The sequence below is a fragment of the Escherichia sp. MAL-1 genome (assembly GCF_052948035.1).
Window position 1 is genome coordinate 1,078,967 of record NZ_CM129609.1, and the last position, 23,077, is coordinate 1,102,043.

General features: G+C 51.0%; 18 protein-coding genes. 13 read left to right on the top strand and 5 right to left on the bottom strand.

Features of this window, described 5'->3' with window-relative positions; translation table 11 throughout:
- Positions 1-91 precede the first annotated feature (91 nt).
- From sdaB to queF, 4 genes are all read right to left on the bottom strand, one after another.
- Positions 92-1,459, bottom strand: a complete 1,368-nt coding sequence (gene sdaB / locus ACU8XX_RS05285) for an L-serine ammonia-lyase II (protein ID WP_000626368.1) — start codon at positions 1,457-1,459, stop codon at positions 92-94.
- A gap of 57 nt (positions 1,460-1,516) precedes the next feature.
- On the bottom strand, positions 1,517-2,806 hold the full coding sequence (gene sdaC, locus ACU8XX_RS05290; protein WP_000450476.1) for an HAAAP family serine/threonine permease SdaC: 1,290 nt from the start codon (positions 2,804-2,806) through the stop codon (positions 1,517-1,519).
- 556 nt (positions 2,807-3,362) lie between these two features.
- Positions 3,363-4,727: a nucleotide 5'-monophosphate nucleosidase PpnN gene (ppnN, locus tag ACU8XX_RS05295; RefSeq protein ID WP_000627995.1), complete on the bottom strand. Its 1,365-nt coding sequence runs from the start codon at positions 4,725-4,727 to the stop codon at positions 3,363-3,365.
- A 111-nt stretch (positions 4,728-4,838) separates the two neighbouring features.
- Positions 4,839-5,687 carry an NADPH-dependent 7-cyano-7-deazaguanine reductase QueF gene (gene queF, locus ACU8XX_RS05300; protein WP_000100420.1) on the bottom strand — a complete coding sequence of 283 codons (849 nt, stop codon included), beginning with the start codon at positions 5,685-5,687 and terminating at the stop codon, positions 4,839-4,841.
- Between the two features lie 67 nt (positions 5,688-5,754).
- On the opposite strand from queF, the gene syd reads away from it, so the two are divergent.
- The 7 genes from syd to gudD all read left to right on the top strand — a co-directional run bounded on the left by syd (position 5,755) and on the right by gudD (position 12,990).
- Positions 5,755-6,300 (top strand): SecY-interacting protein, encoded by a 546-nt coding sequence (gene syd, locus ACU8XX_RS05305; protein WP_000342431.1) that lies wholly within the window; start codon positions 5,755-5,757, stop codon positions 6,298-6,300.
- A 621-nt stretch (positions 6,301-6,921) separates the two neighbouring features.
- Complete coding sequence (locus ACU8XX_RS05310; RefSeq protein WP_000207003.1) at positions 6,922-7,251, top strand: YqcC family protein; 330 nt, start codon at positions 6,922-6,924, stop codon at positions 7,249-7,251.
- Positions 7,251-8,033 (top strand): tRNA pseudouridine(65) synthase TruC, encoded by a 783-nt coding sequence (truC, locus tag ACU8XX_RS05315; RefSeq protein WP_000890001.1) that lies wholly within the window; start codon positions 7,251-7,253, stop codon positions 8,031-8,033. The genes ACU8XX_RS05310 and truC overlap by 1 nt, the downstream gene beginning before the upstream one ends.
- 17 nt (positions 8,034-8,050) lie before the next feature.
- Entirely contained in the window at positions 8,051-8,500 is a 450-nt protein-coding gene (locus ACU8XX_RS05320) for a flavodoxin (RefSeq protein ID WP_000807751.1), read from the top strand.
- A 434-nt stretch (positions 8,501-8,934) separates the two neighbouring features.
- Positions 8,935-10,287, top strand: a complete 1,353-nt coding sequence (gudP, locus tag ACU8XX_RS05325; RefSeq protein ID WP_000097082.1) for a galactarate/glucarate/glycerate transporter GudP — start codon at positions 8,935-8,937, stop codon at positions 10,285-10,287.
- Position 10,288: 1 nt separating this feature from the next.
- Positions 10,289-11,629, top strand: coding sequence for an enolase C-terminal domain-like protein (locus tag ACU8XX_RS05330; RefSeq protein WP_000211764.1), 1,341 nt, complete (start codon positions 10,289-10,291; stop codon positions 11,627-11,629).
- A 20-nt stretch (positions 11,630-11,649) separates the two neighbouring features.
- Positions 11,650-12,990 carry a glucarate dehydratase gene (gudD, locus tag ACU8XX_RS05335; protein ID WP_000098248.1) on the top strand — a complete coding sequence of 447 codons (1,341 nt, stop codon included), beginning with the start codon at positions 11,650-11,652 and terminating at the stop codon, positions 12,988-12,990.
- 232 nt (positions 12,991-13,222) lie between these two features.
- Here gudD and barA read toward each other — a convergent pair whose 3' ends face one another.
- Positions 13,223-15,979 (bottom strand): two-component sensor histidine kinase BarA, encoded by a 2,757-nt coding sequence (gene barA, locus ACU8XX_RS05340; RefSeq protein ID WP_240765380.1) that lies wholly within the window; start codon positions 15,977-15,979, stop codon positions 13,223-13,225.
- A 56-nt stretch (positions 15,980-16,035) separates the two neighbouring features.
- Here barA and rlmD point away from each other — a divergent pair, with 56 nt between their 5' ends.
- The 6 genes from rlmD to pyrG all read left to right on the top strand — a co-directional run bounded on the left by rlmD (position 16,036) and on the right by pyrG (position 23,007).
- Positions 16,036-17,337: a 23S rRNA (uracil(1939)-C(5))-methyltransferase RlmD gene (gene rlmD / locus ACU8XX_RS05345; protein ID WP_000046790.1), complete on the top strand. Its 1,302-nt coding sequence runs from the start codon at positions 16,036-16,038 to the stop codon at positions 17,335-17,337.
- A gap of 47 nt (positions 17,338-17,384) precedes the next feature.
- Entirely contained in the window at positions 17,385-19,619 is a 2,235-nt protein-coding gene (relA, locus tag ACU8XX_RS05350; RefSeq protein ID WP_000226815.1) for a GTP diphosphokinase, read from the top strand.
- Positions 19,620-19,696: 77 nt separating this feature from the next.
- Positions 19,697-19,945, top strand: a complete 249-nt coding sequence (gene mazE / locus ACU8XX_RS05355; protein ID WP_000581937.1) for a type II toxin-antitoxin system antitoxin MazE — start codon at positions 19,697-19,699, stop codon at positions 19,943-19,945.
- A complete protein-coding gene (mazF, locus tag ACU8XX_RS05360; RefSeq protein ID WP_000254738.1) occupies positions 19,945-20,280 on the top strand; it encodes an endoribonuclease MazF in 336 nt (111 codons plus the stop codon). Before mazE ends, mazF begins: the two co-directional genes overlap by 1 nt.
- 70 nt (positions 20,281-20,350) lie before the next feature.
- Positions 20,351-21,142 (top strand): nucleoside triphosphate pyrophosphohydrolase, encoded by a 792-nt coding sequence (gene mazG / locus ACU8XX_RS05365; protein WP_001071648.1) that lies wholly within the window; start codon positions 20,351-20,353, stop codon positions 21,140-21,142.
- Positions 21,143-21,369: 227 nt separating this feature from the next.
- Entirely contained in the window at positions 21,370-23,007 is a 1,638-nt protein-coding gene (gene pyrG / locus ACU8XX_RS05370) for a glutamine hydrolyzing CTP synthase (RefSeq protein ID WP_000210878.1), read from the top strand.
- Positions 23,008-23,077 lie beyond the last annotated feature (70 nt).

Genomic DNA, 23,077 nt, shown 5'->3' on the forward strand with positions numbered 1-23,077 from the left:
GGCGATAAGGGTAACATTCGATGCCGGAACAGGCTACGGCTGGATGAGAAATCGGGAAGAGGCCTCGCAAAACGAGGCCTCTGGAGAGCGATTAATCGCAGGCAACGATCTTCATTGCCAGGCCGCCGCGAGAGGTTTCGCGGTACTTGGCGTTCATATCTTTACCTGTTTCGTACATGGTTTCGATAACTTTATCGAGGCAGACGCGCGGCTCGCTGGTACGGCGTAGCGCCATACGTGCGGCGTTCACCGCTTTTACTGCCGCAATGGCGTTACGCTCGATGCATGGCACCTGGACCTGTCCGGCGACCGGGTCACACGTCAGACCGAGGTTGTGCTCCATGGCGATTTCCGCCGCGATGCACACCTGCGCCGGGCTTGCACCTAACAGTTCTGCCAGACCAGCCGCCGCCATTGAGCACGCCACACCAACTTCACCCTGGCAGCCGACTTCAGCACCAGAAATTGACGCGTTCATCTTATAAAGAGAACCAATGGCGCTGGCTACCAGCAGGTAACGAGCCAGTGAGTTAGCGTTCACTTCGCGGATAAACTTGTCGTAGTACGCCAGCACTGCCGGGATAATCCCGCACGCACCGTTAGTCGGCGCAGTCACCACGCGTCCGCCAGCAGCGTTCTCTTCGTTCACTGCCAGTGCAAACATGTTGATCCAGTCAACAACCGCCATCGGGTCAGTGGTGGTTTTATCCTGGCTGACCAGCATCCGGCGTAGTGCCGCAGCACGGCGTGGAACGCGCAGTTTGCCAGGCAACACGCCTTCGGTGGAAATACCGCGCTCAATACCGCCACGCATGACTTCCCATACGTTCGCCAGGTGCTGTTCCAGCTCTTCTTTGCTGTGCAGCGCCAGCTCATTTTTCATCATCAGGCCAGAGAGTGACAGCCCGGTTTCCTGACAATGTTTTTGCAGATCGGCTGCTGAACTGTACGGATAAGGAACTTCAACCGGTGCGCTATTCTGCTGGCCAAAATGCTCTTCATCAACGATAAAGCCACCGCCAATAGAGTAGTAAGTCTGGCTGTAAACGACTTTATCGCCCGCCAGCGCGGTAATGCGCATACCGTTTTCATGCAGAGAAAGGTTGTCTGCATGGAAGTTCATGCACTGATCAACCGGGAACTCCACTTCATGCTGACCGTTTGCCAGCATCAGGCGACCATGAGTATTCACATCCTGAATAAAACCAGGGATGGAATCGATATCCACGGTATCCGGCAGGTTACCCGCCAGGCCCATAATAATGGCGATATCAGTGTGGTGGCCTTTACCGGTCAGAGAGAGCGAGCCGTACACGTCAACCACCACGCGGGTCACGTCTTTAAGCAGATTATGGGCAATCAGATCGTCGGTAAATTGTTTACCCGCTTTCATTGGTCCAACGGTATGAGAACTGGAAGGGCCAATGCCGATTTTGAAAATATCGAATACGCTAATCATAGGAAATACATCGCGTTAAAACGGAGGAAGCGCCGCCCGAAAGCGGCGCGAAAGGACTTAGCTGAACAGAGAGTAGAAGATTGCGGAGATTGCAATCAGACCCATCACGACAACGAATACGTTGCTGATGTGACCGCTGTACTTACGCATTGCCGGTACTTTCTGAATTGCGTACATCGGCATCAGGAACAGGATCATCGCGATGATTGGGCCGCCCAGGGTTTCAATCATACCCAGGATGCTCGGGTTCAGGGTGGCAACAATCCAGGTCGTTACCAGCATGAACAGCGCAGTGATACGGTTCAGCTTGTTGATTTCGATAGACTTACCTTTACCACGCAGAGATTTAATCACCATACCGTTGAAGCCTTCACGTGCGCCCAGGTAGTGGCCGAGGAAGGATTTGGTGATAGCGATAATCGCGATAATCGGAGCCATCCACGCGATAACCGGTGCGTTAAAGTGGTTAGCCAGGTAAGACAGAATCGAGATGTTCTGCTCTTTAGCCGCAGCCAGGTCTGCCGGAGTCAGGCTCAGTACGCAGCTGAAGACGAAGAACATTACGGTCAGCACCATCATGATGTGTGCGAATGCAAGGATCTTCGAGCATTTCTGTTCTGCCATATCGCCGTACTCTTCACGCTTCGCAACGGCGAAAGAAGAGATGATCGGAGAGTGGTTGAACGAGAACACCATTACCGGAATTGCCAGCCACAGGGTCATCCACAGACCGTTCCCGGTTGCAGATGCAGTGTCCAGAGACAGCGTTTCCAGTGCTGCGCCGTTCCACTGCGGGATCAGGTACAGAGCCAGCAGCATCAGTACGCCAACAAACGGGAATACCAGAATACTCATCGCTTTAACGATCATCTGCTCACCGAAGCGAACGATGGTCATCATACCCACGATCAGGATCAGCGACAGAATCGCACGCGGCGGTGGTGTCATACCCAGCTGGTGAGACATGAAGCTTTCAACTGTATTGGTGATTGCTACGCTATAAACCAGCAGGATCGGGTAGATAGCGAAGAAATAGAGCAGGGTAATCAGTTTACCTGCGCCAATACCAAAGTGTTCTTCTACAACCTCGGTGATGTCTTCGCCCGGGTTTTTACCAGACAGTACGAAGCGAGTCAGGCCGCGGTGAGCAAAAAACGTCATCGGGAACGCAAGGATAGCCATGATGATCAGCGGGATCATACCGCCAACACCGGCGTTGATTGGCAGGAACAGCACGCCCGCGCCGATTGCCGTGCCGTAAAGGCCCAGCATCCACATGGTGTCTGTCTTGCGCCAGGCACTACGAGAGTCTTTCGACGCAATCGTGCTGGTTTGAGTCGTTTCCATCTATTTCTCCTGGAGGAATGCAAATAATTCAGCTTTTAGCCAGTTCAGCCCGGGAAGGTGCCTGACCGTAAAAATGAAATCTGTCTATCGGCGATGGCTTAATCATTTACCGCCGTAATAATTTGAGGGCGGAAAGATACACACAAGTTATGTATCTATCAGTGATCTTGATCCCAAATACAATAATCTACTTGGAAGATAGATTATCCCAACGCTTTACTCTGTAAATCAAAAGTAAAAGAGAATTTAAGGGCAATATTTGCCCATTAAACGACATCTGACTTCTTCCGGGGCGCGCAATATATGTAGGTTGAACTGAAAAAATCAATACTTTTAGTTAATCATGGCGATAATTTCTTTTTCATAGCGATAAAATACGGTTTATGAAAATAGGGAAACGTTTGCGTTGCAACATAAATTGTATGACATATTAACTGTGATGATATTTGTCGCGTGAGGGTGGTAAGAAACATTCATATAACAAATGAAATGAGTTGATGAGTAAGTGACCAAAAACGAGAAAACCCGGCAACAAACGTCACCGGGGGAGCGGAGATTACGTGCAGATTTCGTAGCAAGGGATGTAGGCTGAGCCTGGCAGCTTCATACGATGCTGGGCAACAAAACCCTGTAGCAGGTCGTCCATACGACGCATAATCTCTTTATCGCCGTTGATTTTGTAAGGACCAAACTCTTCAATGGCGCGAATACCGACTTCTTTTACGTTACCCGCCACAATACCGGAGAACGCACGGCGCAGGTCGGCAGCCAGCACTTCAACAGGTTGATCCGGGTAAAGCTTCAGATTAGCCATATTCTCGTGAGACGGCTCAAACGGCATTTGCAAATCTGGCGCAATGCGCATTGACCAGTTAAAGCTGTAGGCATCGCCTGTATCACGGCGATTTTCTTTCACCAGCGGCATCGATTTTTTCATCTGACGAGCGACTTCAGCGGCGTCATCAATGATGATGCGGTAATGGCGGCGCGCGTTTTCACCCAGCGTATGCACGACAAACTCGTCCAGTACGCGGAAGTAGTCGGCGCTCTCTTTCGGGCCGGTGAGGATCAATGGTAAAACCTGATCTTTGTTGGCCGGGTTCATTAAAATTCCCAGCAAATACAGCAACTCTTCTGCCGTACCCACACCGCCAGGGAAGATAATGATGCCGTGAGCGATACGGACAAACGCTTCCAGACGTTTTTCGATATCCGGCATGATGATCAATTCGTTGACCAGCGGGTTAGGCGGTTCAGCGGCGATAATCGACGGCTCTGTCATACCAATAAAACGACTGTCTTTGTAACGCTGCTGCGCGTGTCCGACCGCAGCACCTTTCATCGGCGCTTCCATCGCTCCCGGACCACAGCCGGTGCAGATATTCAGCTCACGCAGGCCCAGCTGGTTTCCGACGCGACGGGCATACAAATACTCGTTTTCGTTAATTGAGTGACCGCCCCAGCAGACCACCATATTTGGCGCTTCACCCACATGCAGCGCGCGAGCGTTACGCAAGATGGAAAAGACCAGGTTAGTGATGTGGACGGAGTTGTCGAGATTCAGGTTGGGAAAACGAACGGTGTTATGGATTTGCCCGTAAACGAAGAGAATGTCACGCAGGACCGCGAACAAGTTGGCCTGCAAAGCGCGAATAATTCGCCCATCGACAAAAGCCTCTTCCGGGGGATTAATCAGTTCCAGCTTTACGCCGCGTTCACGGCGCAAGACGTTAATATCGAAATTTTCAAAACGAGACAGCAATTCTTTGCTGTTATCGGTCAAACTACCGGAGTTCAGTACGGCAAGTGAACAGTTGCGAAACAGTTGATAGAGGTCGCTGCTGGCGGTGCGTTTAAGCATATCCACTTCCAGCTGCGACAACATATCCATGGAGCCAAGCGGGCTAATATGTGTAATCAAGAAAAACTCCTTATGGGACGAATATCGTCATTCCCTTTGATTACAATAGCCCTGCCTGATGACCTTTCACAACCTTCTGCGTGAATCCAGCACGCAAAATTGAGAAAAAATTTATTGCCGAACCAGTCTTGTGGTCGATGGGACAAAATCGCTATTACTGCGCCACGGGTTAATGTCCAGACCGCCACGACGGGTATAACGTGCGTAAACGCTCAATTTTTCTGGCTGGCAGAAGCGTAACAGGTCATTAAAGATGCGTTCCACGCACTGTTCGTGGAACTCGTTGTGATGACGGAATGAGACCAGGTAACGCAGCAGTTTTTCTCTGTCAATTTGGCGTCCACGATACTGAATTTGGATCGAACCCCAATCTGGTTGATGGGTGATCAGGCAGTTTGATTTCAGCAGGTGGCTGACAAGCGTCTCTTCCACTACTTTTTCACCACAGGTGGCATTCTCCAGATAGTCAGTAGTGAATTCATAGTTATCGATAGTGATATCCTGGTCATCAATGCAAGTGCCATTAAAATGACCTATCGGCTGGCCTTCCAGTTCATCAAGACGATATAACGCCACGCTAATCTTACCCTGAGCGCAAGTGCTTAAGTCGCGCTCCAGCGTCTGGCGCACCTCATCCCAGTTATTAAAACGCGTCTGGTTAAAACTGTTGAGATAGAGCTTAAAACTCTTCGACTCAATCAGATTTACGCTGGTGTAATCAAGTTCAACATGACCGACAGCGACCTGCGGCAAACCTTTCGCATTCAGCCAGGAAAGTTCATACAGCGTCCAGATATCCGTACCGTGAAAAGGCAGGTTATCCGCTTTCAGACCCAGCGGGTCGCGATTCAGGCTGCGTGGAACGCCTTGCAGTAGGCTGGCGTCATAGGTATCCCGGTAATCGGTTGATTTTCCAAGAGTCAGGCCCGCAAGTGCCTGATGGTTTGCATAAGAAGACATGTTTCACCGTCATAAACCAGATAAACTAAACGACAAGTGTATCTGGTTTAAGTGAAGAGAGAAATTAGTGGACGATTTGACCGCACAAGCCCTGAAAGATTTTACTGCACGCTACTGCGATGCGTGGCATGAAGAGCATAAAAGCTGGCCGTTAAGTGAGGAACTGTACGGTGTTCCTTCACCGTGCATTATTTCAACTACCGAAGATGCCGTATACTGGCAACCCCAGCCGTTTACCGGGGAACAAAATGTAAACGCGGTTGAACGCGCTTTTGATATTGTGATACAACCCACAATTCATACCTTTTATACGACTCAGTTTGCCGGGGATATGCACGCGCAGTTTGGCGATATCAAACTGACATTGCTGCAAACCTGGAGTGAAGACGACTTCCGTCGGGTGCAGGAAAATCTGATTGGTCATCTGGTGACTCAGAAAAGGCTAAAACTGCCGCCCACGCTATTTATCGCGACGCTGGAAGAAGAGTTAGAGGTCATCTCGGTGTGTAATCTCTCCGGTGAAGTGTGCAAAGAGACGCTGGGAACACGTAAACGGACGCATTTAGCCTCAAATCTTGCGGAATTCCTTAATCAACTTAAGCCTCTTCTGTAATCCAAATACCCCATCTGGTTGTGAGAGATCTCTTACAGACCCTGTAGGAGATCGCCAGGAAATAAGCGAATACTTAAAAAGATAAGAATCGTTATTTTCATTTAAAAACAACATGTTACTTGTTAATTCTTAACTTTCATATGAAATTTTCCTTAAGGCATTGTCTGTAAGCGCCTTGTAAGACTTCGCGAAAAAGACGATTCTATCTTCGTCGACAGGGAGTCAGACAACGAAGTGAACATCAGGATGATGACACTTCTGCAGGACGCACCAGGATGGTGTTTCAGGGAAAGGCTTCTGGATGAAGCGAAGAGGATGACGCAGGACGCGTTAAAGGACACCTCCAGGATGGAGAATGAGAACCGGTCAGGATGATTCGGTGGGTCAGGAAGGCCAGGGACACTTCAGGATGAAGTATCACATCGGGGTGGTGTGAGCAGGAAGCAATAGTTCAGGATGAACGATTGGCCGCAAGGCCAGAGGAAAAGTTGTCAAGGATGAGCAGGGAGCAACAAAAGTAGCTGGAATGCTGCGAAACGAACCGGGAGCGCTGTGAATACAGTGCTCCCTTTTTTTATTCCTGCTATCCTTCGCGGCAGTTTTTCTTATTGAGGTTGCTTTATGACCACTCATGACCGCGTTCGTCTCCAGTTGCAGACGCTTGAAGCGTTACTGCGTGAACATCAGCACTGGCGAAACGATGAACCCCAGCCGCATCAATTTAATAGTACCCAACCGTTCTTTATGGACACCATGGAACCACTGGAGTGGTTGCAGTGGGTGCTGATCCCGCGAATGCACGATTTGTTAGATAACAAACAGCCGTTACCGGGCGCTTTTGCCGTTGCACCCTATTATGAAATGGCGCTGGCGACGGACCATCCGCAACGCGCGCTTATTCTGGCTGAGCTGGAAAAACTGGATGCTCTTTTTGCGGATGATGCGAGCTAATGCTGGAAATACTCTATCAGGATGAATGGCTGGTTGCGGTAAATAAACCCTCCGGCTGGCTGGTTCACCGCAGCTGGCTGGATCGCGACGAGAAAGTAGTGGTCATGCAAACCGTGCGTGACCAGATAGGCCAGCATGTTTTTACTGCTCATCGTCTGGACCGACCCACTTCTGGTGTGTTGTTGATGGGATTATCCAGCGAGGCCGGACGGCTGCTGGCACAACAGTTTGAACAGCACCAAATCCAGAAACGTTACCATGCGATTGTGCGCGGCTGGTTGATGGAAGAAGCGGTGCTGGATTATCCACTGGTGGAAGAACTGGACAAAATCGCTGATAAATTTGCCCGCGAAGATAAAGGCCCGCAGCCAGCAGTGACGCATTATCGCGGTCTGGCGACCGTAGAAATGCCGGTAGCGACCGGACGTTACCCGACCACGCGCTACGGCCTGGTGGAACTGGAGCCGAAAACCGGACGCAAACATCAGCTTCGCCGACATCTTGCCCATTTGCGTCATCCGATTATTGGCGATAGCAAACATGGCGATTTACGCCAGAATCGCAGCGGTGCTGAGCATTTTGGCCTCCAGCGGTTAATGCTACATGCCAGTCAGTTGTCATTGACGCATCCTTTTACTGGCGAGCCGCTGACTATTCACGCGGGCCTGGACGACACCTGGATGCAGGCGTTATCACAATTTGGCTGGCGCGGTCTGCTTCCTGAAAATGAAAGGGTTGAGTTCAGTGCGCCATCGGGTCAGGATGGAGAGATAAGTTCCTAATCCAGGGAGAAAACGGTATGGCGGAAATTGGTATTTTTGTCGGCACCATGTACGGGAATTCACTGTTAGTGGCCGAAGAAGCGGAAGCGATTCTGACCGCGCAGGGCCACAAAGCAACGGTATTTGAAGATCCTGAATTAAGCGACTGGCTGCCCTATCAGGATAAGTATGTTCTGGTGGTTACGTCCACGACCGGGCAGGGCGACCTTCCTGATAGCATTGTGCCACTCTTTCAGGGAATCAAAGATAGTCTGGGCTTCCAGCCGAATCTGCGTTATGGCGTGATTGCGCTCGGCGACAGTAGTTATGTGAATTTCTGCAATGGCGGCAAACAGTTCGATGCCTTGTTGCAGGAACAGAGCGCTCAGCGGGTTGGCGAAATGCTGTTGATTGACGCCAGTGAGAACCCGGAACCGGAAACGGAATCAAATCCGTGGGTCGAACATTGGGGCACGCTGTTGTCCTGATATGTTCAGCGAGCGGTAAATGCCGTTTTAGCAGTGCTGAATCGAATCTTTTCAGGCAAATGCCAGTAAAAACTGCTTCATAGTGCGGATTTTTACTGGCGTTTGCCTGGAGTCAAGCGATCCATTTCATACTCTTCTTTATTTCTTCGTTTTAACCCTTCCTTTCTTGTTCTTGTTTTCATTTCCGTGAAGTGGATTCCACCGTCCAGGGCTAATGCCAAAATCGGGCCTCATTGAACGCATTAATGTTGTGTTGTTGCACGGTGAGCCGCTATGGCGCGCTTTTTATACTGCTATTGCCAGATATAAACACGCGCCGTATTCGGCGAACGACCTATAAAAACGGCAAAAAACACCCTACGTCACCTCTGATTTCCTGGCGATGTCGCAGTCCAGAGTGAGCGTGGCTAACGCGAATTTTCAGGAGTGCAACAATGAGTTCTTTAAGTCAGGCTGCGAGCAGTGTGGAAAAACGCACAAATGCTCGTTACTGGATAGTGGTGATGTTGTTTATCGTCACATCCTTCAACTACGGCGACCGCGCTACGCTCTCTATCGCCGGTTCGGAAATGGCCAAAGATATCGGCCTTGATCCTGTGGGAATGGGCTATGTGTTCTCTGCTTTCTCATGGGCTTATGTTATCGGGCAGATCCCTGGTGGCTGGTTGCTGGACCGTTTTGGTTCAAAACGCGTCTACTTCTGGTCGATCTTTATCTGGTCGATGTTTACCTTGCTGCAAGGCTTCGTCGATATCTTTAGTGGATTCGGCATTATCGTTGCCCTGTTTACGCTGCGCTTCCTGGTCGGGCTTGCTGAAGCGCCATCTTTCCCCGGCAACAGTCGCATTGTTGCGGCCTGGTTTCCGGCGCAGGAAAGGGGAACGGCGGTGTCGATTTTTAACTCCGCCCAATACTTCGCAACGGTTATCTTCGCGCCGATTATGGGCTGGCTGACGCATGAAGTGGGCTGGTCACACGTCTTCTTCTTTATGGGCGGTCTGGGCATTGTCATCAGCTTTATCTGGTTGAAAGTCATCCACGAGCCAAATCAACATCCGGGCGTAAATCAGAAAGAGCTGGAGTATATCGCCGCGGGTGGCGCGCTGATCAATATGGATCAGCAAAACACTAAAGTTAAAGTGCCGTTCAGCGTGAAGTGGGGGCAGATCAAACAGCTGCTCGGGTCACGGATGATGATCGGCGTTTATATCGGTCAGTACTGTATCAACGCCCTGACTTACTTCTTTATTACCTGGTTCCCGGTTTATCTGGTGCAGGCACGCGGGATGTCGATTCTGAAAGCGGGCTTTGTGGCTTCCGTTCCGGCGGTTTGCGGTTTTATCGGCGGTGTGCTGGGTGGGATTATTTCCGACTGGCTGATGCGCCGCACGGGATCGCTGAACATTGCGCGTAAAACACCGATCGTAATGGGCATGTTGCTGTCGATGGTGATGGTGTTCTGCAACTACGTCAACGTTGAGTGGATGATCATCGGCTTTATGGCGCTGGCCTTCTTCGGTAAGGGCATCGGGGCGCTGGGTTGGGCAGTAATGGCAGATACCGCGCCAAAAGAGATCAGCGGTCTTTCCGGTGGCCTGTTCAACATGTTCGGTAACATTTCTGGCATCGTCACGCCAATCGCAATTGGTTATATCGTTGGCACGACTGGCTCCTTTAATGGGGCGCTGATTTATGTTGGTGTTCATGCCTTAATCGCGGTACTGAGCTACCTGGTGCTGGTGGGCGATATCAAGCGTATCGAGCTGAAACCTGTCGCGGGGCAATAAGATGACGACACAATCCAGTCCTGTTATTACTGATATGAAAGTCATTCCGGTCGCCGGGCACGATAGCATGTTGCTTAATATTGGTGGGGCACATAACGCATATTTCACCCGCAATATTGTGGTACTCACCGATAACGCCGGGCATACCGGCATTGGTGAAGCGCCGGGCGGAGAGGTGATTTATCAAACACTGGTCGATGCTATTCCGATGGTTCTGGGCCAGGAAGTTGCGCGCCTGAATAAAGTGGTTCAGCAGGTGCATAAAGGTAATCAGGCAGCCGATTTTGATACCTTCGGCAAAGGTGCCTGGACTTTTGAATTGCGCGTTAATGCCGTGGCGGCGCTGGAAGCCGCCTTGCTTGACCTGCTAGGTAAGGCGCTGAATGTTCCGGTCTGCGAACTGTTGGGGCCAGGCAAGCAACGCGAGACTATTACCGTCCTCGGTTATCTGTTTTATATCGGTGATCGGACCAAAACCGATCTTCCTTATCTGGAAAATACGCCGGGCAACCATGAGTGGTATCAGTTGCGCCATCAGAAAGCGATGAACAGCGAAGCCGTTGTGCGTCTGGCGGAAGCCTCACAGGATCGCTACGGCTTTAAAGATTTCAAACTTAAGGGCGGGGTGTTACCTGGCGAGCAAGAAATCGACACTGTTCGTGCATTGAAGAAAAGCTTCCCGGATGCGCGGATTACCGTTGATCCCAACGGTGCCTGGCTGCTTGATGAAGCCATTTCTTTGTGCAAAGGGCTGAATGATGTTCTTACCTATGCCGAAGATCCATGCGGCGCAGAACAGGGCTTCTCCGGACGTGAAGTGATGGCGGAGTTTCGGCGGGCGACCGGCTTGCCCGTCGCGACTAACATGATCGCCACCAACTGGCGCGAAATGGGTCATGCGGTGATGCTCAATGCGGTAGATATTCCACTTGCCGATCCGCACTTCTGGACGCTTTCCGGTGCAGTCCGTGTGGCGCAGCTTTGCGACGACTGGGGGCTGACCTGGGGCTGCCATTCTAATAACCATTTCGATATCTCTCTGGCGATGTTTACCCATGTGGGCGCGGCGGCACCGGGTAATCCTACCGCTATCGATACCCACTGGATTTGGCAGGAGGGCGATTGTCGCCTGACCCAAAATCCGCTGGAGATTAAAAACGGAAAAATTGCCGTTCCTGATGCGCCCGGTCTGGGCGTGGAACTGGACTGGGAACAGGTACAAAAGGCACATGAGGCCTATAAACGTCTGCCTGGCGGTGCGCGTAACGACGCAGGTCCGATGCAGTACCTGATCCCCGGCTGGACCTTTGACCGTAAACGTCCCGTTTTCGGCCGTCATTGATTCTGAAAAAGGACATAAATATGAGTTCTCAATTTACGACGCCTGTTGTTACTGAAATGCAGGTCATCCCGGTGGCGGGTCATGACAGTATGCTGATGAATCTGAGTGGTGCACACGCACCGTTCTTCACGCGTAATATTGTGATTATCAAAGATAATTCTGGTCACACTGGCGTAGGGGAAATTCCCGGCGGCGAGAAAATCCGTAAAACGCTGGAAGATGCGATTCCGCTGGTGGTAGGTAAAACGCTGGGTGAATACAAAAACGTTCTGACGCTGGTGCGTAATACTTTTGCCGATCGTGATGCCGGCGGGCGCGGTTTGCAGACATTTGATTTGCGTACCACTATTCATGTAGTTACCGGGATAGAAGCGGCAATGCTGGATCTGTTGGGGCAGCATCTGGGGGTAAACGTGGCATCGTTGCTGGGCGATGGCCAACAGCGTAGCGAAGTCGAAATGCTCGGTTATCTGTTCTTCGTCGGTAATCGCAAAGCCACACCGCTGCCGTATCAAAGCCAGCCGGATGATTCATGCGACTGGTATCGCCTGCGTCATGAAGAAGCGATGACACCGGATGCGGTGGTGCGCCTGGCGGAAGCGGCGTATGAAAAATATGGCTTCAACGATTTCAAACTGAAAGGCGGTGTACTGGCCGGGGAAGAAGAAGCCGAGTCTATTGTGGCACTGGCGAAACGTTTCCCGCAGGCGCGTATTACGCTCGATCCTAACGGTGCCTGGTCGCTGAACGAAGCGATTAAAATTGGTAAATACCTGAAAGGGTCGCTGGCTTATGCAGAAGATCCGTGTGGTGCGGAGCAAGGTTTCTCCGGGCGTGAAGTGATGGCAGAGTTCCGTCGCGCGACTGGCCTGCCGACTGCAACCAATATGATCGCCACCGACTGGCGGCAGATGGGCCATACACTCTCGTTACAATCCGTTGATATCCCGCTGGCGGATCCGCATTTCTGGACGATGCAAGGTTCGGTACGTGTGGCGCAAATGTGCCATGAATTTGGCCTGACCTGGGGTTCACACTCAAACAACCACTTCGATATTTCCCTGGCGATGTTTACCCATGTTGCCGCCGCTGCACCGGGTAAAATTACTGCTATTGATACGCACTGGATCTGGCAGGAAGGTAATCAGCGCCTGACCAAAGAACCGTTTGAGATCAAAGGCGGGCTGGTACAGGTGCCAGAAAAACCGGGGCTGGGTGTAGAAATCGATATGGATCAAGTGATGAAAGCCCATGAGCTGTATCAGAAACACGGGCTTGGCGCGCGTGACGATGCGATGGGAATGCAGTATCTGATTCCTGGCTGGACGTTCGATAACAAGCGCCCGTGCATGGTGCGTTAAGACAGAAAACCAAAACCGGCTCTGTCAGGAGCCGGTTTGAGACTGATGCCAAACACAAAATTGCCTGATGCGCTACGCTTATCAGGCCTACATGCTTTTTAATTTATTGAATTTAATTGGTTTTGTAGGCCGGATAAGGCGTTAACGCCGCATCCGGCATAAACACAGGCACTTTGTCACCAATCTGAAACCAGCGTCATAAAAAGCCGATTGCTACTCGACAAGACGTCCGTTACCCGAGAATTTTGCTGGCTTCGCGCGCGACATTATCCATCTCGTCCAACAGTTCCAGCAGCTCCGGCTCCAAATCTTCTTCTTTAGTACCGCTACGTAGCTGTTGTTCGATCAGTTGGCAGAGATTCTTCATACGCGGCACACCGCTATAGCCGCAACTGCCATGCAGTTTATGAATCAAATCAACCAGGCCTTCTGGGTTTTCTCCAACCAGCTGTTCCTCAACTTTGTTGCGAACTTCAGGCAGGAAATCGAGTAACATTTGCAGCATATCGCGCGCTAAATCGGTTTTTCCTGCTGCCTGGCGTAGTGCCAGTTGCCAGTCGAGGGTCGCATTCGGGTTCACCACAATTTCGTTGACTTCGGGCGTCACGACGCGAGACGAAATACCGCTGCCAGGCTTGTAGCGCAACAACAAATTATGCAATCGCTCTTCTTCAATCGGTTTCGCCAGATAATCGCTCATCCCTGCGCCAAGCAGCTTCTCTTTTTGCCCGGCCATTGCATGCGCCGTTACCGCGATAACCGGCGTTTGTTGCTGATGGGGGAGCTGGTGGATGAGCTCGCAGGCCCGAATGCCATCCATGTCAGGCATTTGAATATCCATTAAGATCAAATCGAACGGCATCTGTTTCGCCCGTTCAACCGCCTGATGCCCGCTATCGCAAAGTTCCACATGTTGCACCATATCTTCCAGCAATGCGCCGATAAGTTTCAGGTTAGCGGGGTTGTCATCAACTGCCATGACTGTCATTGCCAGCTTGCTTTCATCGGTTACAGGCAAAAGCGTGTTTTGTTTGTGATGACAAAATTCCGTCAGGGCAGGCAACAGGCGTGTAGGTGTTAATGGTTTCAGCAGACACGCGCCGATACCATCTTGCTTGAGTTTTTCAGCATTGACTTGTGCATGGCAAGGAAGTGCCAGCATCAGGAAATCGGTCATCGATACCGCTTTCGCTAATCGCTCATGTTGCATTGTTAGCGGCTCGCGTAAGGTCACCGCGATGCCTAACAACATCATGTCGTAATGCGCGGGAGGCAGCGCGGAGAACGTTGGGCTATAAACCACTTCCAGCGGCGTTTCACTTAAAATATCCAGCGTGCATTGCGCTGCTGCGGAGTTTGGTTCGACATAGGCCAGGCGCTTACCTGCGAGGCACTGGGTGGATGGCCCTTCGATAATAATGTTCGGGTTCAGATCGAGATTAATGTGGAACCAGAAAGTTGAACCGCGATTCGGCTGGCTATGGAACGAAATATCGCCGCCCATTTCATTAACCAGTTTTTGTGTAATCACCAGCCCCAGCCCGGTGCCACCATGACGGCGGGAAATACTGGCATCAGCCTGTCGGAAGGCCTGGAATAAGCGCGATTGATCGCGTTCAGGAATACCAATGCCGGTATCCCGAATCTGCACTTCAATCTGCACTTTGGTATTACTCAGCGCACGTTTTTCTACCAGAATATCAATGTTGCCATTCTCGGTGAATTTAATTGCATTCCCCACCAGGTTAGTGATGATTTGCTGTAATCGCAGCGGGTCGCCGATCACGTTATCAGGCACGTCGCTTTTAATATTGAGCGTCAGTTCCAACCCTTTATCGTGAGAAGAATGTGCCAGCAGAGTAACGACTTCATCCAGCGTGCTGCGTAGTGGGAATGGAATACTTTCCAGAATCAGCTTACCTGCTTCCAGTTTCGAGAAGTCGAGAACATCATTAATAATTGCCAGCAAATTATTTGCCGAACGTTCAATCGTATTCAGGTGATCGCGCTGCGTTGGTGTTAATTCTGTTTTCAGCGTCAGGCGGGTAAAGCCAATAACACCATTCAGTGGTGTACGCAGCTCGTGTGACATATTTGCCAGAAACTCGGATTTAATACGCGCCGCTTCCTGGGCGCGCTTTTTCGCCAGATCCAACTCAACGTTCTGAATTTCCATCTGCTCCAGCGTTTCACGCAGATCGGACGTCGCCTGGTCGATATTGTGCTGCATCTCTTCGTGATAAGCAGCCAGCGACATTGCCATCGAGTTGATACCGTTTTTCAGCATATCCAGCTCGCCGAGCATAAATCCTTCCACCCGGCTGTCGAGTTGCCCGCGACGGATGCGGTCGACGGTATTCACCATGTTGCGAATCGGACCGGTTACATCGCGCATTAAGCGCCAGCCAAAAATAAGCGCAATACCGATACAAAACAGCATCATCACGCTGGAAATAAAGATCTCTTTATATTGCTGCAAGCGAACCGATTTAAGATCCAGCTCCAGCGCAATATATCCCAACATATTTTGACTATTTTTGGCATCGCTACTGGGCGATTCGTCGGGGGAGTAACTCTCAGAAATAATCGGCGTGCGGAGGATCATAATATCGCCGTCACGAGTGACAGTGAGCTGGCGAGGAAACGGCACGTTGCTGCCGAGCTGCATTGATGAGGGATCAAGATGAAAATTGGAGGTGACAAAGAGTCGGTTATTTTCATCATAAACCGAAATCGCGCGAACAATATCGGAATGGCGACGATGCAGTACGCTTATTAACTGACCGATAGATTCGCGATTTTGCAGGCTCATGCCATATTCAGTAGAAACTGCAAGCGGCTCAATAATGCTGGCACCGGCATCTTCCAGTTGACGCTGCAAGTCGTTATAGCGATGCACGACGAAAAAGATACTCAGCAATAAACCAATAAGGACGGTCGGTGCCAGGATCAGAATCATCATGCGTGCGCGCAGGCTGTAGTTGGTCATGGAGTTCCGTTATGGGACAATTAAGGTCACACTGTTAAATTGAGAAAGTCTCGCCAATGGCGCAATTCTACTCTGCAAAACGACGCACGACGACGCGTCAGATCATAACCGTTTCAGTCAACGACCTCGACTCTTTTGGTCAGGGCGTGGCGCGACATAACGGCAAAGCGTTATTTATTCCTGGATTACTGCCACAGGAAAACGCGGAAGTTACTGTTACTGAAGATAAAAAACAGTACGCCCGCGCTAAAGTCGTGCGCCGGTTAAGCGATAGCCCGGAACGCGAAACGCCACGCTGCCCTCATTTTGGCGTATGCGGTGGCTGTCAGCAACAACACGCCAGCGTGGATTTACAGCAGCGAAGCAAAAGTGCGGCACTCGCCCGATTAATGAAACACGAAGTCTCTGAAGTGATCGCCGATGTTCCCTGGGGCTATCGCCGTCGCGCGCGTTTAAGTTTGAACTACTTACCGAAAACACAGCAACTTCAGATGGGCTTTCGCAAAGCGGGCTCCAGTGACATTGTCGACGTTAAACAATGCCCCATTTTAGTGCCCCAACTTGAAGCATTGCTGCCCAAAGTCAGGGCATGCCTGGGCAGCTTACAAGCTATACGCCATCTTGGTCATGTTGAACTGGTACAGGCAACCAGCGGCACGCTGATGATTTTGCGCCATACCGCACCGCTAAGTTCGGCAGATCGCGAAAAACTGGAACGCTTTTCGCATTCTGAAGGCCTGGATCTGTATCTCGCCCCCGATAGTGAGATACTCGAAACCGTCTCTGGTGAGATGCCCTGGTATGACTCAAACGGGTTGCGCTTAACTTTTAGCCCGCGCGATTTTATTCAGGTCAATGCGGGTGTGAACCAAAAAATGGTAGCGCGTGCGTTGGAATGGCTGGATGTGCAACCTGAAGATCGCGTACTGGATCTGTTCTGCGGTATGGGCAACTTTACACTGCCATTGGCGACACAAGCTGCCAGTGTGGTGGGTGTAGAAGGTGTTCCGGCGCTGGTGGAAAAAGGCCAGCAGAATGCGCGTCTTAATGGCTTACAGAATGTGACGTTTTATCATGAAAATCTTGAAGAAGATGTCACAAAGCAGCCGTGGGCGAAAAACGGCTTCGATAAAGTGTTGCTGGACCCGGCGCGAGCAGGTGCCGCAGGTGTTATGCAGCAAATTATAAAACTGGAACCTATTCGTATAGTTTATGTATCCTGTAATCCTGCAACGCTGGCTCGGGATAGCGAAGCGTTATTAAAAGCAGGATATACCATTGCGCGACTGGCGATGCTGGATATGTTCCCACACACGGGACATCTGGAATCGATGGTACTTTTCTCGCGCGTTAAATAGTTACGATTTGCCGATTTCGGCAGGTCTGGTCCCTAAAGGAGAGGACGATGGTTGCGGTAAGAAGTGCACATATCAATAAGGCTGGTGAATTTGATCCGGAAAAATGGATCGCAAGTCTGGGTATTACCAGCCAGAAGTCGTGTGAGTGCTTAGCCGAAACCTGGGCGTATTGTCTGCAACAGACGCAGGGGCATCCGGATGCCAGTCTGTTATTGTGGCGTGGTGTTGAGATGGTGGAGATCCTCTCGACATTAAGTATGGACATTGACACGCTGCGGGCGGCGCTGCTGTTCCCTCTGGCTGATGCCAACGTAGTCAGCGAAGATGTGCTGCGTGAGAGCGTCGGTAAGTCGGTCGTTAACCTTATTCACGGCGTGCGTGATATGGCGGCGATCCGCCAGCTGAAAGCGACGCACACTGATTCTGTTTCCTCCGAACAGGTCGATAACGTTCGCCGGATGTTATTGGCGATGGTCGATGATTTTCGCTGCGTGGTCATCAAACTGGCGGAGCGTATTGCTCATCTGCGCGAAGTAAAAGATGCGCCGGAAGATGAACGCGTACTGGCGGCAAAAGAGTGCACCAATATCTACGCGCCGTTGGCGAACCGTCTTGGGATTGGGCAACTGAAATGGGAGCTGGAAGATTACTGCTTCCGTTATCTCCACCCGACCGAATACAAACGCATCGCAAAACTGCTGCATGAACGCCGTCTCGACCGCGAACACTATATCGAAGAGTTTGTCGGCCATCTGCGCGCTGAGATGAAAGCTGAAGGCGTTAAAGCTGAAGTGTATGGTCGTCCGAAACACATCTACAGTATCTGGCGCAAAATGCAGAAAAAGAACCTCGCCTTCGATGAGCTGTTTGATGTGCGTGCGGTACGTATTGTCGCCGAGCGTTTACAGGATTGTTATGCCGCACTGGGGATAGTGCACACTCACTATCGCCACCTGCCGGATGAGTTTGACGATTACGTCGCTAACCCGAAACCAAACGGTTATCAGTCTATTCATACCGTGGTTCTGGGGCCGGGTGGAAAAACCGTTGAGATCCAAATCCGCACCAAACAGATGCATGAAGATGCAGAGTTGGGTGTTGCTGCGCACTGGAAATATAAAGAGGGCGCGGCTGCTGGCGGCGCACGTTCGGGACATGAAGACCGGATTGCCTGGCTGCGTAAACTGATTGCATGGCAGGAAGAGATGGCTGATTCCGGCGAAATGCTCGACGAAGTACGCAGCCAGGTCTTTGACGACCGAGTGTACGTCTTTACGCCGAAAGGTGATGTCGTTGATTTGCCTGCGGGATCAACGCCGCTGGACTTCGCTTACCACATCCACAGTGATGTCGGACACCGCTGCATTGGGGCAAAAATTGGCGGGCGCATTGTGCCGTTCACCTACCAGCTGCAGATGGGCGACCAGATTGAAATTATCACCCAGAAACAGCCGAACCCCAGCCGTGACTGGTTAAACCCAAACCTCGGTTACGTCACAACCAGCCGTGGGCGTTCGAAAATTCACGCCTGGTTCCGTAAACAGGACCGTGACAAAAACATTCTGGCTGGGCGGCAAATCCTTGACGACGAGCTGGAACATCTGGGGATCAGCCTGAAAGAAGCAGAAAAACATCTGCTGCCGCGTTACAACTTCAATGATGTCGACGAGTTGCTGGCGGCGATTGGTGGCGGGGATATCCGTCTCAATCAGATGGTGAACTTCCTGCAATCGCAATTTAATAAGCCGAGTGCCGAAGAGCAGGACGCCGCCGCGCTGAAGCAACTTCAGCAAAAAAGCTACACGCCGCAAAACCGCAGTAAAGATAACGGTCGCGTGGTAGTCGAAGGTGTTGGCAACCTGATGCACCACATCGCGCGCTGCTGCCAGCCGATTCCTGGAGATGAGATTGTCGGCTTCATTACCCAGGGGCGCGGTATTTCAGTACACCGCGCCGATTGCGAACAACTGGCGGAACTGCGCTCCCATGCGCCAGAACGCATTGTTGACGCGGTATGGGGTGAGAGCTACTCCGCCGGATATTCGCTGGTGGTCCGCGTGGTGGCTAATGATCGTAGTGGGTTGTTACGTGATATCACGACCATTCTCGCCAACGAGAAGGTGAACGTGCTTGGCGTTGCCAGCCGTAGCGACACCAAACAGCAACTGGCGACCATCGACATGACCATTGAGATTTACAACCTGCAAGTGCTGGGGCGCGTGCTGGGTAAACTCAACCAGGTGCCGGATGTTATCGACGCGCGTCGGTTGCACGGGAGTTAGGCCGAAATTTGCTCGTATCTACAATGTAGATTGATATATACTGTATCTACATATGATAGCGGTTTGAGGAAAGGGTTATGATCCACAGTAGCGTAAAGCGTTGGGGAAATTCACCGGCGGTGCGGATCCCGGCTACGTTAATGCAGGCGCTCAATCTGAATATTGATGATGAAGTGAAGATTGACCTGGTGGATGGCAAATTAATTATTGAGCCAGTGCGTAAAGAGCCCGTATTTACGCTTGCTGAACTGGTCAACGACATCACGCCGGAAAACCTCCACGAGAATATCGACTGGGGAGAGCCGAAAGATAAGGAAGTCTGGTAATGGTAAGCCGATACGTACCCGATATGGGCGATCTGATTTGGGTTGATTTTGACCCGACAAAAGGTAGCGAGCAAGCTGGACATCGTCCAGCTGTTGTCCTGAGTCCTTTCATGTACAACAACAAAACAGGTATGTGTCTGTGTGTTCCTTGTACAACGCAATCAAAAGGATATCCGTTCGAAGTTGTTTTATCCGGTCAGGAACGTGATGGCGTAGCGTTAGCTGATCAGGTAAAAAGTATCGCCTGGCGGGCAAGAGGAGCAACGAAGAAAGGAACAGTTGCCCCAGAGGAATTACAACTCATTAAAGCCAAAATTAACGTACTGATTGGGTAGTGTTACTAACTCACTTCTATTCTGGTCACAGGTTTCCACCTGACAGACCCGCAATTTTCAGGACAATTCAATGAATCAAATCGACCGTTTGCTCACTATTATGCAGCGCCTGCGCGATCCGGAAAACGGCTGCCCGTGGGATAAAGAGCAGACATTTGCCACCATTGCGCCTTACACCCTTGAAGAAACCTACGAAGTGCTGGACGCCATCGCCCGTGAAGATTTTGACGATCTTCGCGGTGAACTGGGCGATCTGCTATTCCAGGTGGTGTTTTACGCGCAAATGGCTCAGGAAGAAGGGCGCTTTGACTTTAATGATATTTGCGCTGCTATTAGCGATAAATTAGAGCGTCGCCATCCGCATGTTTTTGCTGATAGTTCTGCCGAAAACAGTAGTGAAGTGCTTGCCCGTTGGGAGCAAATCAAAACCGAAGAGCGCGCGCAGAAAGCGCAGCATTCGGCGCTGGACGATATTCCTCGTAGTTTACCGGCTTTAATGCGTGCGCAAAAAATCCAGAAACGTTGCGCCAACGTTGGCTTCGATTGGACGACGCTTGGTCCGGTAGTCGATAAAGTCTACGAAGAGATCGACGAGGTGATGTACGAAGCGCGGCAGGCTGTTGTCGACCAGGCTAAACTGGAGGAGGAAATGGGGGACCTGCTGTTTGCCACGGTCAATCTGGCTCGTCATTTAGGGACAAAAGCGGAAATCGCATTGCAAAAAGCGAACGAAAAATTTGAGCGTCGTTTTCGCGAAGTGGAGCGTATTGTTGCCGCGCGTGGACTGGAAATGACAGGTGTTGACCTCGAAACAATGGAAGAAGTCTGGCAACAGGTAAAACGGCAGGAAATTGATCTCTAAGGGAATTACGCGGTCAAGCGCCATTTGTGTCATTTTTTAAATGACAAGCGCTTGATTTGCGTCAAAAACATTTACCCCAAAGGGGCTATTTTCTCACTCCTGATTTCAATAGTGCGCTGGCGAAGAGGAGGGATAATGAAAGTTTGTGGCACAGGTCATGTTCGGGTATACTGCTTTCCCGTCCTGGTTATTCCATCGTCTTTTCAACCTAACTTCTCAGGTTCAGCATGACAACGAACTATATTTTTGTGACCGGCGGGGTCGTATCCTCTCTGGGTAAAGGCATTGCCGCAGCCTCCCTCGCAGCCATTCTTGAAGCCCGTGGCCTCAATGTGACCATCATGAAACTGGATCCTTACATCAACGTCGATCCAGGTACTATGAGCCCAATCCAACACGGGGAAGTGTTCGTTACTGAAGACGGCGCTGAAACCGACCTGGACCTGGGGCACTACGAGCGTTTCATTCGTACCAAAATGAGCCGCCGCAACAACTTCACCACGGGTCGTATCTACTCTGACGTTCTGCGTAAAGAACGCCGCGGTGACTACCTCGGCGCAACCGTGCAGGTTATTCCGCACATCACTAACGCAATCAAAGAGCGCGTGCTGGAAGGTGGCGAAGGTCATGACGTAGTACTGGTAGAAATCGGCGGTACAGTAGGTGATATCGAATCCTTGCCGTTCCTCGAAGCGATTCGCCAGATGGCTGTTGAAATTGGCCGTGAGCACACTCTGTTTATGCACCTGACGCTGGTGCCGTACATGGCAGCGTCTGGTGAAGTCAAAACCAAACCGACTCAGCACTCTGTAAAAGAGCTGCTCTCCATCGGTATCCAGCCTGACATCCTGATTTGTCGTTCAGATCGCGCTGTTCCGGCGAACGAACGTGCGAAGATTGCATTGTTCTGTAATGTTCCGGAAAAAGCGGTTATTTCTCTGAAAGACGTCGATTCCATCTATAAAATTCCGGGCCTGTTGAAATCTCAGGGGCTGGACGATTATATTTGTAAACGATTCAGCTTAAACTGCCCGGAAGCGAATCTGTCCGAATGGGAACAGGTTATCTTCGAAGAAGCGAACCCGGTAAGTGAAGTCACCATCGGTATGGTCGGCAAGTACATTGAACTGCCGGATGCTTATAAATCAGTGATCGAAGCACTGAAACACGGTGGGCTGAAGAATCGTGTCAGCGTCAACATCAAACTGATCGATTCACAAGATGTTGAAACGCGCGGCGTTGAAATCCTTAAAGGTCTGGACGCAATCCTCGTACCTGGCGGTTTCGGCTATCGTGGCGTAGAAGGCATGATTACGACCGCGCGTTTTGCGCGTGAGAACAATATTCCTTATCTGGGCATTTGCCTGGGTATGCAGGTGGCGTTAATTGATTACGCTCGCCATGTTGCCAACATGGAGAACGCCAACTCTACGGAATTTGTGCCAGACTGTAAGTACCCGGTTGTGGCGCTGATTACCGAGTGGCGCGATGAAAACGGCAACGTTGAAGTTCGTAGCGAGAAGAGCGATCTCGGCGGTACCATGCGTCTCGGCGCACAGCAGTGCCAGTTGGTTGACGATAGCCTGGTTCGCCAGCTGTACAATGCGCCGACAATTGTTGAGCGTCATCGTCACCGTTACGAAGTCAACAACATGCTGTTGAAACAGATTGAAGATGCAGGTCTGCGCGTTGCGGGCCGTTCCGGGGATGATCAGTTGGTCGAGATCATCGAAGTTCCGAATCACCCGTGGTTCGTGGCTTGCCAGTTCCATCCGGAGTTTACTTCTACTCCACGTGATGGTCACCCGCTGTTTGCAGGCTTTGTGAAAGCCGCCAGCGAGTTCCAGAAACGTCAGGCGAAGTAAGTAAAAAAGTTAGAGCGGCAACGCGTACCCTGGGTACGCGTTGTTTGTCTGGAGTTTCAGTTTAACTAGT